Raw genomic sequence first — 16,416 nt, forward strand, 5'->3', positions numbered from 1 at the left:
TCCCACCCCCACAGGATGCACCAGGCAGACGACTAGCCCGGTACGCGACGGATCTTCGCGCCCAGCATCTGCAGTTTTTCTTCGATGCACTCGTAACCACGGTCGATGTGGTAGATGCGATCGATCAGGGTATCGCCTTCGGCTACCAGCGCCGACAGCACCAGGCTGGCGGAAGCACGCAGGTCGGTGGCCATTACCGGGGCACCCTTCAGCGCCTTGACGCCAGTGACGATGGCAGTGTTGCCTTCGACCTGGATCTGCGCGCCCATGCGGTGCATTTCGTAGACGTGCATGAAGCGGTTTTCGAAGATCGTCTCGATCACTGCACCGGTGCCTTCGGCAATGGCGTTGAGCGAAATGAACTGCGCCTGCATGTCGGTCGGGAACGCCGGGTACGGGGCGGTACGCAGGTTGACGGCTTTCGGCCGCTTGCCGTGCATGTCCAGCTCGATCCAGTCTTCGCCAGTGTTGATGTCGGCGCCAGCTTCCTTGAGTTTTTCCAGTACGGCTTCAAGGATGGTCGGATCGGTGTCCTTGACCTTGACGCGGCCGCCGGTCACGGCAGCGGCCACCAGGTAGGTACCGGTCTCGATACGGTCCGGCATCACGCGGTAGTTGGCCGAGTGCAGGCGCTCGACGCCATCGATGACGATGGTGTCGGTACCAGCGCCCTGGACCTTGCCGCCCATGGCGTTGATGAAGTTGGCCAGGTCGACCACTTCCGGCTCGCGCGCGGCGTTCTGCAGCACGCTGCGGCCCTTGGCCAGAGCAGCGGCCATCATGATGTTCTCGGTACCGGTCACGCTGACGGTGTCGAAGAAGAAGTGCGCACCGCGCAGGCCACCCTCAGGTGCCTTGGCCTTGATGTAGCCGCCTTCGACTTCGATCTTCGCGCCCATGGCCTCGAGGCCACGGATGTGCAGGTCGACCGGGCGCGAACCAATTGCGCAACCGCCAGGCAGGGCCACTTCGGCCTCGCCGAAACGGGCAACCATCGGGCCCAGCACCAGAATCGAGGCGCGCATGGTCTTGACCAGCTCGTAAGGTGCAACCAGTGTCTTGATGGTGCGAGGGTCGATCTCGACCGCCAGCTTTTCGTCGATCACCGGCTCGATGCCCATGCGGCCGAAGAGCTCGATCATGGTGGTGATGTCGTGCAGGTGCGGCAGGTTGCCCACGGTGACCGGGCCGTCGGCCAGCAGGGTCGCCGCCAGAATCGGCAGGGCTGCGTTCTTCGCGCCCGAAATGCGGATCTCGCCATCAAGGCAAGCGCCGCCAGTAATAATCAGTTTGTCCATTGGAATCTCGCCGCCACGTTGGCTCAGGTGCGCTCAGCCCAGGCTGCGCTGCTGAAAAATTTCATGGTTACCGCATGGATGCTGCCATTGGCGATCCACGGATTCAGGTGAGCATAGATCGCCTGCTGGCGTTTGACCGGGCTCAGGCCAGCCAACTCGTCGCTGATCACGTTCAACTGGAAGTTGCAGCCTTCGCCTTCAACTTCGACCCGGGAACCCGGCAATTTCTCTTCAAGGAAGCTTTTAACTTCTACGGCCTGCATGCTCAACCTCAATCGGCGCCCGATGCGCACGGGTCGGCCATCATACAAAAAAGCCCCTCGCCTGCGAAGCCCAACGAGGGCTTCGCTGACCGAGGGGCCATCATCCGTGCCGGGCCATCAGGTTGCCAGCACTTCATCGAGGTCATAGACCTCGGCAATTTCCCGCATGTCGTCTGGCATGCTGCGCACCTGGCAACCCTTGCCTGCGGCCTCGGCATCGCGCATGAAGGCCAGCAGCAACGACAGGCCGACACTGGTGGAACGCTGCACTGCCGAACAATCGAGCACCAGCTGCGCCTCGCGGCAGGCCGCGATCAGCGCCTTGCCCTGCTTGCGCAGGACCGGCCCGCTGCGGTAGTCCAGCACGCCGGCCAGGCGCAGCACGCCCGGCTCGGCCATGCTTACACCGGCCTCACTCATTTGACGGTCTTCTCTGGCGAGTTGTCGGCGGCCTGCTTGGCCTTGGCCACTTCGCCGGCCCAGCCGTCGATGGTCTTGTCCAGGTCGTTGCCATTGCGCTGCATGGCGTCGGCGAACTGGTCGCGGAACAGCTTGCCGATGTTGATGCCGTTGACGATCACGTTACGCACCTTCCACTCGCCGCCGATGTTTTCCAGGGTGTACTGCACCGGATACACGGCACCGTTGTTGCCGGTGACCTTCATACCAACGCTGGCGCGCTTGCCGTCATCAGCCTTGGCCGGGTCGACGGTGATGCCCTGGTTGTTGTACTCGAGCAGGGCATTGCCATAGAACTGCATCAGGCTGCGCTTGAAGTTTTCCTGAAAGCGCTGCATCTGCTCGGGGGTAGCCTTGCGCGAGTACTTGACGGTCATGATGCTTTTGGAAATACCGTCAGCGTCCACCACCGGGCCGAGGATGCGGTTCAGCGCATCATAGAAGGCATTGGGGTTGGACTTGTACTGTTCCTTGTTGGCCTTGAGGTCGCCCAGCAGTTCAGTGGTGGTGCCCTGAACCACATCGTGTGGCGTCTGCGCAGCCACGGTCAGCAGGGGCAAGGCTGCCAGCAGGACCAGCAGGCCACGTCGCAGGATGGAAATCATGGAAACTCCTTAATTAGCTGGTTGCGCTTCTTTCGGTTCCTTGCCAACGGAGTTGAGCAGGAACTTGCCAATCAGATCTTCCAGCACCAGTGCCGACTGGGTGTCGTGGATGGTCCCGCCGTCCTTGAGCACCTGGTCCTCACCGCCCACGCTGATGCCGATGTACTTCTCGCCAAGCAACCCGGCGGTCAGGATCGAGGCAGTGGAGTCGGTCGGCAGGTTGTCCACCGACTTGTCCAGCTGCAGCGTCACCCGACCGGTGTAGGAATCGCGGTCCAGATCGATGGCGGTAACCTTGCCGATGGTCACACCGGCCATGGTCACTTTAGCTCTGACCGTCAAACCGGCGATATTGTCGAAGTAGGCATAAACTTTATAGGTATCGCTGCTCGGGCTGGCCGACAGCCCGCTGACACGCAGGGCGAGCAGCAGCAGCGCCAGGATCCCGGCCAGGAGGAACAGGCCGACACCGATTTCCAGGGTGCGGTTTTGCATCAGAAATCTCCAAACATCAAGGCGGTCAGAATAAAGTCCAGACCCAGCACTGCCAACGAGGCATAGACCACGGTCTTGGTGGTGGCACGGCTGATCCCTTCTGAGGTGGGCTCACAGTCATACCCCTGGAATACGGCGATCCAGGTCGTGACGAAGGCAAATACCAGGCTCTTGATCAGCCCGTTGAGCACGTCGTCGGTGAACGAAACACTGTTCTGCATGTTGGCCCAGAACGAGCCCTCGTAGACGCCCAGCCAGTCCACCGCCACCCACGAGCCACCCCAGATGCCGACCACGCTGAAAATCAGCGCCAGCAACGGCAGCGAGATGAAACCGGCCCACAGGCGTGGCGCGACGATGTACTTGAGCGGGTCGACGCCGATCATTTCAAGGCTCGACAACTGCTCGGTGGACTTCATGTTGCCGATTTCTGCGGTCAGCGCCGAACCGGCACGGCCGGCGAACAGCAACGCCGTCACCACCGGGCCGAGCTCACGCAGCAGGGTCAGGGCGACCATCTGCCCCACCGCCTGCTCCGAGCCGTACTTGGTCAGGATGCTGAAGCCCTGCAGCGCCAGCACCATGCCGATGAACACCCCGGACACAACGATGATCGCCAGCGACAGCACGCCCACCGAGTACAGCTGCTTGGTCAGCAGCTGGAAGCCGCCGCCGATGCCGCCACGGCCGATCAGCGCATGGAACAGGAACAGGCAGGAGCGCCCCAGCACCGCCAGCACGTCGATGGCCGAGCGCCCCAGCAGGCGGACACGTTCGAGTAAGGATTTTCTGCGCATCAACGCGCTCCCAGCAGGTCGGCGCGGTAGTCAGGCGCAGGGAAATGGAAAGGCACCGGGCCGTCCGGGTCGCCCTTCATGAACTGACGAATGCGCGGGTTATCCGAGCCCATCAGCTCGTCAGGCGTCCCCTGGCCCAGCACCTGGCCGTCACCAACCACATAGATGTAGTCGGCGATGCTGGCGGTTTCCGCCAGGTCGTGGGAAACGACGATGCTGGTGATACCCAAGGCATCGTTGAGCAGGCGGATCAGACGCACCAATACACCCATGGCGATCGGGTCCTGGCCGACGAACGGCTCGTCGTACATGAGAATCTGCGGGTCCAGGGCAATCGCACGGGCCAACGCCACACGGCGTTTCATGCCACCGGACAGCTCGTCGGGCATCAGGTCGATGGCACCGCGCAGCCCCACGGCCTGCAGCTTCATAAGCACGATATCGCGGATCATCTCATCCGACAGCTGGGTATGCACGCGCAGCGGGAACGCGACGTTCTCGAACACATCGAGATCGGTGAACAGCGCGCCGCTCTGGAACAGCACCCCCATTTGCTTGCGGGCGTCGAACAGGTCGCTGCGCGACAACGTCGGCAGGTTCTGCCCGGCAACCCAGACCTCACCGCTGGAGGGGCGCAACTGCGCGCCCATCAGGCGGAGCAACGTGGTCTTGCCGCAACCCGATGGCCCCATGATGCCGGTGACCTTGCCGCGCGGGATGCGAATGTCGACGTTGCTGAAAATGCTGCGCGAACCACGTTTGAAGGTAACCCCCTTCAACTCGACCGCGTAGGCGCTATCCACACTCATCTAGACTCCTTGCTGGTGCAGCCTCGTCCTAATGGACGTCGGCCTCCACCTGGAAGGCACAAGCGCCCCTGGCAGGCCGAATAGCGGCGAACTATAGCACCGCTGACAGCGCCGCCCCAAGGTCGGCTAGCGAGTCGTTCAGCCCTGCGACAGGCTGGCGAGACATTCACCACGGCAATCGAAAGCGTGAGGGTTTCTTTCATTGCAGCTATAATCGCCGCCTTTTCATCAGGCATTGCTTTTTCGACATGAGCCAATCCAGCGAGCTGATCCAATCCGCCCAACGCACCCTGCGCCTGGAACTCGAGGCCGTAGAGGCCCTGCTGGCGCGCATCGACGACAATTTCGTCAAGGCCTGCGAACTGATCCTGGCCAGCAAGGGCCGGGTCGTCGTGGTCGGCATGGGCAAGTCCGGGCACATCGGCAACAAAATCGCCGCCACCCTGGCCAGCACCGGCACACCGGCATTTTTCGTGCACCCGGCCGAAGCCAGCCATGGCGACATGGGCATGATCACCCGCGATGATGTCATCCTTGCCCTGTCGAATTCCGGCAGCACTGCCGAAATCGTCACCCTGCTGCCGCTGATCAAGCGCCTGGGCATCAAGCTGATCAGTCTGACCGGCAACCCGGACTCGCCCCTGGCCCAGGCTGCCGAGGTCAACCTCGACGCCCGCGTCGAACAAGAGGCCTGCCCGCTGAACCTGGCCCCCACCTCCTCCACCACCGCATCGCTGGTGCTGGGCGACGCGCTGGCCATTGCCCTGCTCGAAGCCCGCGGCTTCACCGCCGAGGACTTTGCCTTCTCGCACCCGGGTGGTGCACTGGGCCGCCGCCTGCTGCTCAAGGTGGAGAACGTGATGCACGCCGGCGACGAACTGCCCCAGGTGCCCCGCGGCACCCTGCTCAAGGACGCACTCCTTGAAATGTCCCGCAAAGGCCTGGGCATGACCGTGATCGTCGAAGCCGACGGCAAGCTGGCCGGGATCTTCACCGACGGCGACCTGCGCCGCAGCCTGGACCGCAACATCGACGTCCACACCACCCTGATCGATCAAGTCATGACCGTGCACGGCAAGACGGCCCGCGCCGAAATGCTCGCGGCCGAGGCCCTGAAGATCATGGAAGACCACAAGATCGGCGCCCTGGTGGTGGTGGACCGCGAGGACCGCCCCACCGGCGCCCTGAACATGCACGACCTGCTGCGCGCCGGCGTGATGTAAAGGAGCAATGGAATGAACCAGGACCTCATGCAACGCGGCAAGAACATCAAGCTGGCAGTGTTCGACGTGGACGGCGTGCTCACCGACGGGCGCCTGTACTTCCTCGAGGACGGCAGCGAGTTCAAAACCTTCAACACCCTCGACGGCCAGGGCATCAAGATGCTCATGGCCTCGGGCGTGACCACCGCGATCATCAGCGGGCGCAAGACCCCGGTGGTCGAGCGCCGGGCGAAGAACCTCGGCATCCCGCACCTGTACCAGGGCCGCGAGGACAAACTGGTGGTGCTGGACGGCCTGCTCGCCGAACTGGGCCTGAGCTATGCTCAAGTGGCCTACCTTGGCGACGACCTGCCCGACCTGCCGGTGATCCGCCGGGTCGCACTGGGCATGGCGGTGGCCAACGCCGCGCCGTTCGTTCGCCAGCACGCCCATGGCGTGACCCAGGCACGTGGCGGCGAAGGCGCGGCCCGTGAATTCTGCGAACTGATCATGCAGGCCCAGGGCACCCTGGACGCTGCCAACGCCAACTACCTGTAAGGCTGCCCATGTTCAGCAAGAAAGCCCGCAACATTGCGCTGCTCGCGGTGATCGCCGCCCTGCTGGTGGCGATCGGCTACTGGAATGTCAGCCCGGAAAGCTTCCTCGACAAGCCTGTGGCCCAGGTCGACGAAAGCGCCATCGACTACTACGCAGTCAACGCCCACAGCGTGCAGTTCCTGCCCGACGGCAAGCTGCAGTACGAAATGACCGCTGACAAGGTCGAACACCTGAAAGCCAGCGAAATCACCCTGCTGACCACGCCGGACCTGCACCTGTACCGCGGTACCGAATACCCGTGGCACGTACAGAGCACCCGCGCCGAGGTCAACCCGGACGGCAGCGAAGTCGAACTGATCGACAACGTACGGGTCGCCCGCACCGACGAAAAGCAGCGCGAAATGATCATTACCAGCTCACGCATGACCGTGTTCCCGCAGAAGCAATATGCGCAGACCGAGCAAGCCGTTAGAATCGACGGCGCCGGTGGCACAACTACGGGCAAAGGAATGAAAGCGTATTTGAAAGAAGGCAAGATGGACTTGCTCTCTAACGTAAGAGGACAGTATGAGGCTCGTTAAAACCCTCCCCCTTTTGCTCAGCCTGAGCGCAGCACTGGGAAGCGCGAGCGCCCTCGCCCTGCCGAATGACCGTGACCAGCCTATCCGCATCCAGGCCGACAACGCCCACCTGGACGACAAGCAGGGCGTGGCCACCTACACCGGCGACGTGATCATCACCCAGGGTTCGATGATGATCAAAGGCAACACCGTGACCATCACCCGTTCCGCCTCCGGCGACATCGACGTGGTGACCTCGGTGGGCAACCTGGCCTACTTCGAGCAGCAGCAGAGCGCAGCCAAGCCGGACAAGATGAAAGGCTGGGCGGTGACCATCCAGTACCAGTCGCAGAAGGACATGGTGATCCTCACCGACCGCGCCAAGGTCGAGAACGAAGGCAACACCACCGAAGGCGAGAAGATCGTCTACAACACCCAGACCCAGGTGGCGACCGCCGGTCGTGGTGGCAACGTGACCTCGCCGCGTCAGCGTATCGACATGGTGATCCAGCCCAAGAAGAAGGCCGAGTAAATGGCAACCCTCAAAGCCCAGCACCTGGCCAAGAGCTACAAGGGGCGGCAAGTCGTACGCGACGTCAGCCTGTCTATCGACAGCGGCCAGATCGTCGGCCTGCTCGGCCCCAACGGCGCCGGCAAGACCACCTGCTTCTACATGATCGTCGGCCTGGTCCAGGCCGATCAGGGGCGCGTGCTGATCGACAACCTCGATGTCAGCCACCAGCCCATGCACGGTCGCGCCCGCGCGGGCATCGGCTATCTGCCGCAGGAAGCCTCGATCTTTCGCAAGCTGTCGGTGGCCGACAACATCATGGCCATCCTCGAGACCCGCAAGGACCTCGACCGCGACGGCCGGCGCAAAGAGCTGGAAAGCCTGCTGCAGGAATTCCACATCAGCCACATTCGCGACAACCTCGGCATGAGCCTGTCCGGTGGTGAGCGCCGCCGCGTGGAAATTGCCCGCGCGCTGGCGACCGCACCCAAGTTCATCCTGCTGGACGAACCGTTTGCCGGTGTCGACCCGATTTCGGTCGGCGACATCAAGCAGATCATCCATCACCTCAAGGCCAAGGGCATCGGTGTACTGATCACCGACCACAACGTGCGTGAGACCCTGGATATCTGCGAAACCGCCTATATCGTCAATGATGGCCGGCTGATCGCCGAAGGCGACGCCGAAACCATCCTGGCCAACGACCTGGTCAAAGAAGTTTACCTGGGCCACGAGTTCCGGCTCTGAGCCCGGCACGCGCCTGGAGTACTGGCAAATAGCCCTGGAACCTGGGGTAAAGTGTTACGGTACTCTAGGCAAACGCTACAATTTAAGGCATAAAACTTGCTTGATCTGGCGCCCCGGCGCCCTCGTGTAGTGGATGGCGCATGCGCGCCGGCGAACAAGGTATTAAGCCCCAGCCATGAAACCATCGCTCGTCCTAAAAATGGGCCAGCAACTGACGATGACACCGCAGTTGCAACAGGCCATCCGCCTGCTCCAGCTCTCCACCCTGGACCTCCAACAGGAAATCCAGGAAGCGCTGGAGTCGAACCCGATGCTCGAACGTCAGGAAGACGGCGACGACTTCGACAACAGCGACCCGATGGCGGACAACGCCGAGAACAAGCCGGCCGCTGAAGTCCAGGACAACAGCTTCCAGGAAAGCACGACCAGTGCCGACACCCTGGAAGACGGTGAATGGAGCGAGCGCATCCCCAACGAACTGCCGGTCGACACCGCCTGGGAAGACATCTACCAGACCAGTGCCAGCAGCTTGCCGAGCAACGACGACGACGAGTGGGACTTCACCACCCGCACATCGGCCGGCGAAAGCCTGCAAAGCCACCTGCTGTGGCAACTGAACCTGGCTCCGATGTCCGACACCGACCGCCTGATCGCCGTCACCCTGATCGACAGCATCAACGGCCAGGGCTACCTGGAAGACACCCTCGAGGAGATCTGCGCCGGTTTCGATCCGGAGCTGGATATCGAGCTGGACGAGGTCGAAGCGGTACTGCACCGCATCCAGCAGTTCGAGCCAGCAGGCGTTGCCGCCCGCACCCTTGGCGAATGCCTGTTGCTGCAATTGCGCCAGCTGCCCGCCAGCACCCCGTGGATGGCGGAAGCCAAGCGCCTGGTCACCGACTTCATCGACCTGCTCGGCAGCCGCGACTACAGCCAGCTGATGCGTCGCATGAAAATCAAGGAAGACGAGCTGCGCCAGGTCATCGAGCTGGTACAAAGCCTCAACCCGCGCCCCGGCTCGCAGATCGAGTCCAGCGAGCCTGAGTACGTGGTGCCCGACGTCATCGTACGCAAGGACAGCGACCGCTGGCTGGTGGAGCTGAACCAGGAGGCCATTCCGCGGCTGCGCGTAAACCCGCAGTACGCTGGCTTTGTGCGCCGGGCCGACACCAGTGCCGACAACACCTTCATGCGCAACCAGCTGCAGGAAGCGCGCTGGTTCATCAAGAGCCTGCAAAGCCGCAACGAAACCCTGATGAAGGTGGCCACGCAGATCGTCGAGCACCAGCGCGGCTTCCTCGACCACGGCGACGAAGCGATGAAGCCCTTGGTGCTGCATGACATAGCCGAAGCGGTGGGCATGCACGAGTCGACCATTTCGCGGGTAACCACGCAGAAATACATGCACACCCCGCGTGGCATCTACGAACTGAAATACTTTTTCTCCAGCCACGTCAGCACCTCCGAAGGCGGAGAATGCTCGTCTACGGCTATCCGCGCGATCATCAAGAAACTGGTTGCGGCGGAAAATCAGAAAAAGCCATTGAGTGACAGCAAGATCGCTGGTTTACTGGAGGCACAAGGCATCCAGGTAGCCCGTCGCACCGTCGCCAAGTACCGCGAGTCCCTCGGCATCGCACCGTCGAGCGAGCGCAAGCGACTGATGTAGCCCCTGAGATGTGCCACAGCGTTTGTGGGGCAGGTGCAAGACCTGCCTCTTTATGCACGGGCAACAAAGGAGAAGCTGTATGCAAGTCAATATCAGTGGACAGCATGTAGAAGTCACCCAGCCACTGCGCGATTATGTGCTTGAAAAGCTCGCTCGCGTGGAAAGTCACTTCGACAAGATCACCAACGTGCAGGTCATCATGAAAGTCGAGAAGCTGCAGCAGAAGGTCGAGGCGACATTGCAGATTCCCGGCGGCGAAGTGGTTGCCAACGCCGAACACGAAGACATGTATGCAGCGATCGACGCCTTGGCCGACAAGCTCGACCGCCAACTGAAAAAACACAAGGAAAAACAGCAAAGCCTGCTGCAAGGTGCAGCTGCCCGCTGATCCCCCTCATCCATGATCCGACTTGAAACCATCCTGACCCCCGGCCGTTCCCTCGTGAACGTGCCGGGCGGCAGCAAGAAGCGCGCCCTGGAAAAGGTCGCCACCGTCATCGCCGAACAAGTGCCCGAACTGGAGATGCAAGACGTCTTCGAAAAACTGGTCGCCCGGGAAAAACTCGGTTCGACCGGTTTCGGCAACGGCATCGCCATCCCGCACTGCCGGCTTGAAGGATGTTCCGCTCCGGTCAGCGCCCTGCTGCACCTGGAAGCGCCTATCGACTACGACGCCATCGATGGCGCGCCGGTGGACCTGCTGTTCGTCCTGCTGGTGCCAGAAGCCGCCACCGATGCCCATCTGGAATTGCTGCGCCAGATTGCCAGCATGCTCGATCGCAAGGAGGTCCGTGATCGCCTGCGTGCGGCCACCAGCAGCGAGGCCCTGTTCCAGGTTGTCCTGGACGTACAGAACGAGCACTGAACATGCGCCTGATCATCGTCAGCGGCCGGTCCGGCTCCGGCAAGAGCACCGCCCTCGATGTCCTGGAAGACAACGGTTTCTACTGCATTGACAACCTGCCCGCCGGGCTGCTGCCGCAACTGGCGGAAAATGCGCTGATCAACACCGAGTTGCAGCAACCCAAGGTCGCCGTGTCGATCGACGCGCGCAACTTGCCCAGCCACCTGACGCGTTTTCCCGAGTTGCTCGAAGAAGCCCGCGCCCGGCATATCCAGTGCGACGTGCTGTACCTGGATGCCGACGAAGACGTACTGCTCAAGCGCTTCTCGGAAACCCGCCGACGCCACCCGCTGACCAACGCCAACCGCTCGCTCGCGGAAGCGATCCGGGTGGAAAGCGAATTGCTGGGGCCGATTGCAGACCTGGCCGACCTGAAGATCGACACCACCAGCCTGAACCTGTATCAGCTGCGTGATTCGATCAAGCTGCGCCTGCTCAACCAGCCCGAGCCTGGAACGGCGTTCCTGGTCGAGTCGTTCGGTTTCAAGCGAGGAATGCCGGTCGATGCCGACCTGGTGTTCGATGTGCGCTGCCTGCCCAACCCCTACTGGAAGCCCGAGCTGCGTGAGCACTCCGGCCTCGACCAACCGGTGATCGACTACCTGGCCGCACAGCCGGATGTCGAAGAGATGTTCAACGACATTTCCAGCTACCTGCTCAAGTGGCTGCCCCGCTTCGCCGCCAGCAACCGTGCCTACGTCACCATTGCCATTGGCTGCACCGGCGGCCACCACCGCTCGGTGTACATCACCGAACGCCTTGGCCAACTGCTGCAGCAATCCCTGAAAAACGTCCAGGTCCGCCACCGCGACCTCTAGCCCAAGGATCCGCCCCACGATGCCCGCCCGTGAAATCACCATCATCAACAAGCTGGGTCTGCATGCCCGGGCGGCAGCCAAGTTCGTCGGCGTTGCCGGCCGCTTCCCCTGCCAGGTCAGGGTTGGCCGTGCGCCGGACAAGTTGGTGGATGGCAAGAGCATCATGGCGGTGATGATGCTGGCGGCCGGCAAGGGCACCCAGGTGCACCTGCATACCGAAGGCGAGCAGGACGTTGATGCCATGGATGCGCTGGTCGAGCTGATCAACAACTTCTTCGACGAAGGCGAATGAATTGCAAGCGGTACGCTTACCCTGTGGGAGCGGCTTTAGCCGCGAAGAATCCAACGCGGTGCATGGCACCGGCTGCGCCGGTGTTCGTGGCTAAAGCCGCTCCCACAGAGTCCCCGCTAATTCAATGAGTTATGTGCCGCTCCCACAGCGAAACCGGTGAACACCCCATCATCCGGCGCAAACCGATGCACACCCCCAAGCTGGCCAGGCCAGGTCCAACCAGGCGAAGCCGCGCGCCAATAGCAATGCAGTGCCTGCGAGCAACAGCAAAGTCCCAAGCGTCATGCGAAACAGGCGAAACAGGCGCACGCGGCTGACGGACATCATCTGGGAGCGCATACCGGGGAGACTCACTTCAGGGTTTCGAGGTAGCGGCGCTCCACTTCCGCCCAGTCAATGACGTTGTGAAAGGCACCGATGTATTCCGGACGACGGTTCTGGTACTTTAGGTAATAGGCATGCTCCCACACGTCCAGGCCGAGGATTGGCGTGTTGCCGTGCATCAGCGGGCTGTCCTGGTTGCCGCTGCTTTCCACTACCAGCGTTTTCTGCGGGGTCACGCTGAGCCAGGCCCAGCCACTGCCGAAGCGGGTCAGCGCAGCCTTGGTGAAGGCCTCCTTGAAGGCATCGAAGCCGCCCAGTTGGGCGTCGATGGCCTGCGCCAGAGCACCCTGCGGCTCTCCCCCGCCCTGCGGCGACATCACGGTCCAGAACAGGCTGTGGTTGGCGTGCCCGCCGCCATGGTTGGTCACCGCACCACGCAGGTTTTCCGGCAGTTGCCCGACCGCGCCGAGCAGTTTTTCCACCGGCCACTCAGCCCACTCGGTGCCTTCGATGGCGGCGTTGAGGCCAGTGACGTAGGTCTGGTGGTGCTTGGTGTGGTGGATTTCCATGGTCTGCGCGTCGATGTGCGGTTCCAGCGCAGCGTAAGCGTAAGGCAGTGCAGGCAAGGTATGGGGCATATCAGTGAATTCCGTAGGCATGGGTTGGGCGATGACCAACGCGGCCACCGCTGGCGCTTGGGCCGTGACTCAGTGTCAGATACCACCGGCGGTGAGTTTTTCCGGGTCCAGTAGCGCTTCCAGCTGGTCACGCGATAGGTCGGTGTGCTCCAGCGCCACGTCGATGATCGGACGGCCCTGCTTGTAAGCGGTCTTGGCGATTTCAGCGGCCTTGAGGTAGCCGATGATCGGGTTCAGCGCCGTGACCAGAATCGGGTTGCGTGCCAGGGCTTCCTTGAGCTTGCTTTCGTTGACCTTGAAGCTGGCGATGGCCTTGTCGGCCAGCAGGCGGCTAACGTTGGCCATCAGCTCGATGCTCTCCAGCAGGTTGCGGGCGATCACCGGCAGCATCACGTTCAGCTCGAAGTTGCCGGACTGGCCAGCGATGGCAATGGTGGCGTCATTGCCGATCACTTGGGCGGCGACCATGGCGGTGGCCTCTGGAATCACCGGGTTGACCTTGCCAGGCATGATAGAAGAGCCCGGCTGCAGACCTTGCAGCTCGATTTCGCCCAGCCCGGCCAGCGGGCCAGAGTTCATCCAGCGCAGGTCGTTGGCAATCTTCATCAACGCCACGGCGGCAGTCTTGAGCTGGCCGGACAGGGCCACTGCGGTGTCCTGCGAGCCGATCAGGGCGAACAGGTTTCGCCCGGGGGTGAACTCGACCTGGGTCAGGCCGCTGAGCTGGCGGGCGAAACCGGCAGCGAACTGTGGGTGGGCATTGATGCCAGTGCCCACAGCGGTGCCACCCTGGGCCAGCGCCTGCAGGCTGGGCAGGGTCGCTTCGATGTGTGCCTTGGCGCCATTGATCTGTGCCGCCCAGCCATCCAGCACCTGGCTCATGCGCACCGGCATGGCGTCCATCAGGTGAGTGCGGCCGGTCTTCACGTACTGATGCACCTGTGCCGACTTGGCCTCGATCACCTGTACCAGGTGCGCCATGGCGGGCAGTAGCTGCTCGTGCAAGGCCAGGGCGGCGCTGACGTGAATCGTGGTCGGGATGATGTCGTTGCTGCTCTGGCCGCAGTTGACGTGGTCGTTGGCGTTGACGGCCTCACCCAGCACGCGGCTGGCCAGAGTCGCGATCACCTCGTTGGCGTTCATGTTCGAGCTGGTGCCGGAGCCGGTCTGGAACACATCCACCGGGAAATGCTGGATGAAGTCACCCGCCAGCAATTGCTCGACTGCCGTGACGATGGCCTGGCCCTGCGCGGTCGACAGCTGTTCCAGTTCGACGTTGGCCTTGGCCCCGGCAGCCTTGGCCAGCAGCAGCGCTCGAACGAACTGGGCCGGCATGCGCTGGCCACTGATCGGGAAATTGTCGACCGCGCGTTGGGTCTGGGCACCGTACAGGGCCTGGGCCGGCACCTGCAGTTCGCCCATGCTGTCACGCTCGATACGGGTATCACTCATCATCAAATCCTTGCATCAGTTCATCGGGAGAAATCGACGGCAGCAGGCGGCAATTGGCCAACTGCAGGGCGTAGGGCTGCCAGCGCTGGTTCTGGGCCTCGCGGTCGAGGTTGCGCAGGTCCAGCAGTGGTCGCCAGGCCTGGTCCAGGCACAGGCAGCGCCAATGCCAGGGCAGCATGCGGTCGCAGGCGGTATCCAGCAGCAGGCGGAAGGAGGTCAGCGCCACCGTCCATGGCGAGGTCTCGGTGCAGCACACCAGGTAACGGCCTTCAGCCAGGTAATGCTCGATCAGGCGCGGTTCGTCGGGCTCCAGCGCACAGCGGATGCGTCGGCTGAGCCAGCGCCAGTTTTCCAGGTAGGGCAGTTCGCGGAGGACCGGTTTCATGAACATCATCGCCGAGTTACTAGTTAATGATATTCATTATTAAGTGATAAATAGAGTCACTTCAATATAGATGATGGAACAAAAAACCCGGCATGGGGGCCGGGTCTTCGGTTTCATTGAAAATTCTGTAGTGCCTGCACCGGCCTCTTCGCGGGTAAACCCGCTCCTACAGATTCTGCATAAGACTGGAGCCTTATGCGATTCCTGTAGGAGCGGGTTTACCCGCGAAGAGGCCGGTACAGGCTATGAATCAGCTACCTGCCACAGTCATCCGCTCGATCAGCACCGACCCGGTGTGAATGTTGCTTCGGGTCTCAAGATCGCTGCCGATCGCGACAATCTGCTGGAACATGTCTTTCATGTTCCCGGCAATGGTCACTTCCTGCACTGCGTGCTGAATCTCGCCATTCTCGACCCAGAAGCCCGCCGCGCCACGGGAATAATCCCCCGTCACCATGTTCAGGCCATGCCCCATCAACTCGGTCACCAGCAGCCCGCGGCCCATGCGCCGGATCAGCGCCGCCTGGTCTTCGACACCATGGCTGACGAACAGGTTGTGCACACCACCAGCGTTGGCTGTGCTTGGCAAACCCAGCTTGCGCCCGGAATAGGTACCTAGCAGGTACGACACCAGCTCACCCTTGTCGACGAACGGCTTGGCATAGGTAGCCAGGCCATCGCCGTCGAATGCGGCACTGCCCAGTGCCCGCGGAATGTGCGGACGCTCGTCGAGGGTCAGCCAGGTGGGGAACAGGCGCTGGCCGATGGTCCCCTCCAGGAACGACGACTTGCGGTACAGGTTGCCGCCGGAGATGGCCGACAGGAAGCTGCCGAACAAGCCACCTGCCAGCTCGGCCGAGAACAGCACCGGCACCTCGCAGGTCGGCACCGGACGCGCACCCAGGCGGCTGGCGGCACGCTGGGCAGCGCGCACGCCGATGCTACGCGGGTCGGCCAGCAGGTTGCCCTGGCGGTTCACGTCGTACCAGTAGTCACGCTGCATCTGGCCGTCGCCTTCGGCGATCATCACGCAGCTCAGGCTGTGCCGGGTCGAGGCGTAGCAACCGATGAAACCATGGCTGTTGCCATACACGCGGCAACCCTGGTGGGTATTGAGGGTGGTGCCGTCGGCATTGAGGATGCGCGGGTCGGCGTCGAACGCCGCCGCTTCGCAGGCCAGGGCCATCTCGATGGCCTTCTCTGGCTCGAGGTTCCAGTCGTGGTACAGGTCCAGGTCCGGGATCTCGCGGGCCATCAACGCTGCGTCGGCCAGGCCGGAACATTCGTCTTCGGAGGTATGCCTGGCAATCGCCAAGGCCGCGGCGACGGTTTCGCGGATCGCTTCCGGGCCACTGGCCGAGGTGCTCGCCGAGCCTTTGCGCTGGCCCACATAGAGGGTGATACCAAAGCCCTGGTCGCGATTGAATTCGACCGTCTCGACCTCTCGTTGACGTACCGTGGTGGACAGGCCCTGCTCCAGCGACACCGCAACTTCGCAGGCGCTGGCCCCCTGACGGCGCGCCTCGGCGATGATCGCCTCGACCTGCTCCTGCAATGCTGGCAGGTCCTTCGGACCTACGCTCTGGACTGCACTCATGGTTCTCTCCACTCAAATTCTGCGTTCGGCGAG

General features: G+C 62.4%; 21 protein-coding genes. 10 read left to right on the top strand and 11 right to left on the bottom strand.

The features are described 5' to 3' along the window. Window positions 1-32: 32 nt before the first annotated feature. From murA to MJ643_RS14015, 7 genes are all read right to left on the bottom strand, one after another. Window positions 33-1,298 carry a UDP-N-acetylglucosamine 1-carboxyvinyltransferase gene (murA, locus tag MJ643_RS13985; RefSeq protein ID WP_013971085.1) on the bottom strand — a complete coding sequence of 422 codons (1,266 nt, stop codon included), beginning with the start codon at window positions 1,296-1,298 and terminating at the stop codon, window positions 33-35. Window positions 1,299-1,321: 23 nt separating this feature from the next. After that, the gene (locus MJ643_RS13990) at window positions 1,322-1,561 is read right to left on the bottom strand and encodes a BolA family protein (protein ID WP_003255121.1); all 240 of its coding nucleotides are present in this window, start codon (window positions 1,559-1,561) and stop codon (window positions 1,322-1,324) included. Window positions 1,562-1,678: 117 nt separating this feature from the next. Further along, window positions 1,679-1,981 (bottom strand): STAS domain-containing protein, encoded by a 303-nt coding sequence (locus MJ643_RS13995; RefSeq protein ID WP_024086341.1) that lies wholly within the window; start codon window positions 1,979-1,981, stop codon window positions 1,679-1,681. Continuing rightward, window positions 1,978-2,625, bottom strand: a complete 648-nt coding sequence (locus MJ643_RS14000; protein WP_024086340.1) for an ABC transporter substrate-binding protein — start codon at window positions 2,623-2,625, stop codon at window positions 1,978-1,980. Before MJ643_RS14000 ends, MJ643_RS13995 begins: the two co-directional genes overlap by 4 nt. A 9-nt stretch (window positions 2,626-2,634) precedes the next feature. After that, window positions 2,635-3,120, bottom strand: coding sequence for an outer membrane lipid asymmetry maintenance protein MlaD (gene mlaD, locus MJ643_RS14005; RefSeq protein WP_003257921.1), 486 nt, complete (start codon window positions 3,118-3,120; stop codon window positions 2,635-2,637). Further along, window positions 3,120-3,917 (bottom strand): lipid asymmetry maintenance ABC transporter permease subunit MlaE, encoded by a 798-nt coding sequence (gene mlaE, locus MJ643_RS14010; protein ID WP_013971083.1) that lies wholly within the window; start codon window positions 3,915-3,917, stop codon window positions 3,120-3,122. Before mlaE ends, mlaD begins: the two co-directional genes overlap by 1 nt. Further along, on the bottom strand, window positions 3,917-4,726 hold the full coding sequence (locus MJ643_RS14015; RefSeq protein ID WP_012270662.1) for an ATP-binding cassette domain-containing protein: 810 nt from the start codon (window positions 4,724-4,726) through the stop codon (window positions 3,917-3,919). Before MJ643_RS14015 ends, mlaE begins: the two co-directional genes overlap by 1 nt. Before the next feature lie 248 nt (window positions 4,727-4,974). Here MJ643_RS14015 and MJ643_RS14020 point away from each other — a divergent pair, with 248 nt between their 5' ends. The 10 genes from MJ643_RS14020 to MJ643_RS14065 all read left to right on the top strand — a co-directional run bounded on the left by MJ643_RS14020 (window position 4,975) and on the right by MJ643_RS14065 (window position 11,987). After that, window positions 4,975-5,949 (top strand): KpsF/GutQ family sugar-phosphate isomerase, encoded by a 975-nt coding sequence (locus MJ643_RS14020; RefSeq protein ID WP_003257920.1) that lies wholly within the window; start codon window positions 4,975-4,977, stop codon window positions 5,947-5,949. A 12-nt stretch (window positions 5,950-5,961) separates the two neighbouring features. Further along, on the top strand, window positions 5,962-6,486 hold the full coding sequence (locus MJ643_RS14025; RefSeq protein ID WP_024086339.1) for an HAD family hydrolase: 525 nt from the start codon (window positions 5,962-5,964) through the stop codon (window positions 6,484-6,486). A gap of 8 nt (window positions 6,487-6,494) precedes the next feature. Then, window positions 6,495-7,067: an LPS export ABC transporter periplasmic protein LptC gene (gene lptC / locus MJ643_RS14030; RefSeq protein ID WP_003257918.1), complete on the top strand. Its 573-nt coding sequence runs from the start codon at window positions 6,495-6,497 to the stop codon at window positions 7,065-7,067. Beyond that, window positions 7,054-7,578, top strand: coding sequence for a lipopolysaccharide transport periplasmic protein LptA (gene lptA, locus MJ643_RS14035; RefSeq protein ID WP_015269063.1), 525 nt, complete (start codon window positions 7,054-7,056; stop codon window positions 7,576-7,578). The genes lptC and lptA overlap by 14 nt, the downstream gene beginning before the upstream one ends. Continuing rightward, window positions 7,579-8,304 (top strand): LPS export ABC transporter ATP-binding protein, encoded by a 726-nt coding sequence (lptB, locus tag MJ643_RS14040; protein WP_003257916.1) that lies wholly within the window; start codon window positions 7,579-7,581, stop codon window positions 8,302-8,304. A 175-nt stretch (window positions 8,305-8,479) separates the two neighbouring features. Next, entirely contained in the window at window positions 8,480-9,973 is a 1,494-nt protein-coding gene (locus tag MJ643_RS14045; protein WP_015269061.1) for an RNA polymerase factor sigma-54, read from the top strand. Window positions 9,974-10,052: 79 nt separating this feature from the next. Continuing rightward, window positions 10,053-10,361 carry a ribosome-associated translation inhibitor RaiA gene (gene raiA / locus MJ643_RS14050; protein WP_003255135.1) on the top strand — a complete coding sequence of 103 codons (309 nt, stop codon included), beginning with the start codon at window positions 10,053-10,055 and terminating at the stop codon, window positions 10,359-10,361. 12 nt (window positions 10,362-10,373) lie between these two features. Continuing rightward, a complete protein-coding gene (gene ptsN / locus MJ643_RS14055; protein WP_015269060.1) occupies window positions 10,374-10,838 on the top strand; it encodes a PTS IIA-like nitrogen regulatory protein PtsN in 465 nt (154 codons plus the stop codon). Window positions 10,839-10,840: 2 nt separating this feature from the next. Beyond that, complete coding sequence (gene rapZ / locus MJ643_RS14060) at window positions 10,841-11,695, top strand: RNase adapter RapZ (protein ID WP_013971076.1); 855 nt, start codon at window positions 10,841-10,843, stop codon at window positions 11,693-11,695. Window positions 11,696-11,714: 19 nt separating this feature from the next. Beyond that, window positions 11,715-11,987, top strand: a complete 273-nt coding sequence (locus MJ643_RS14065; protein WP_023660775.1) for an HPr family phosphocarrier protein — start codon at window positions 11,715-11,717, stop codon at window positions 11,985-11,987. A 350-nt stretch (window positions 11,988-12,337) separates the two neighbouring features. Here the strand turns inward: MJ643_RS14065 and MJ643_RS14075 are convergent, their stop codons facing one another. From MJ643_RS14075 to pmbA, 4 genes are all read right to left on the bottom strand, one after another. Then, window positions 12,338-12,949, bottom strand: coding sequence for a superoxide dismutase (locus MJ643_RS14075; RefSeq protein WP_024086338.1), 612 nt, complete (start codon window positions 12,947-12,949; stop codon window positions 12,338-12,340). Window positions 12,950-13,024: 75 nt separating this feature from the next. Further along, window positions 13,025-14,401, bottom strand: a complete 1,377-nt coding sequence (locus tag MJ643_RS14080) for a class II fumarate hydratase (RefSeq protein ID WP_024086337.1) — start codon at window positions 14,399-14,401, stop codon at window positions 13,025-13,027. After that, on the bottom strand, window positions 14,394-14,795 hold the full coding sequence (locus MJ643_RS14085; RefSeq protein WP_025337819.1) for a hypothetical protein: 402 nt from the start codon (window positions 14,793-14,795) through the stop codon (window positions 14,394-14,396). Before MJ643_RS14085 ends, MJ643_RS14080 begins: the two co-directional genes overlap by 8 nt. A 241-nt stretch (window positions 14,796-15,036) precedes the next feature. Further along, window positions 15,037-16,383, bottom strand: coding sequence for a metalloprotease PmbA (pmbA, locus tag MJ643_RS14090; RefSeq protein WP_024086335.1), 1,347 nt, complete (start codon window positions 16,381-16,383; stop codon window positions 15,037-15,039). Window positions 16,384-16,416: the final 33 nt, after the last annotated feature.

Origin of the sequence: Pseudomonas sp. PNPG3 (genome assembly GCF_023093815.1) — a bacterium.
GTDB lineage: Bacteria > Pseudomonadota > Gammaproteobacteria > Pseudomonadales > Pseudomonadaceae > Aquipseudomonas > Aquipseudomonas asiatica.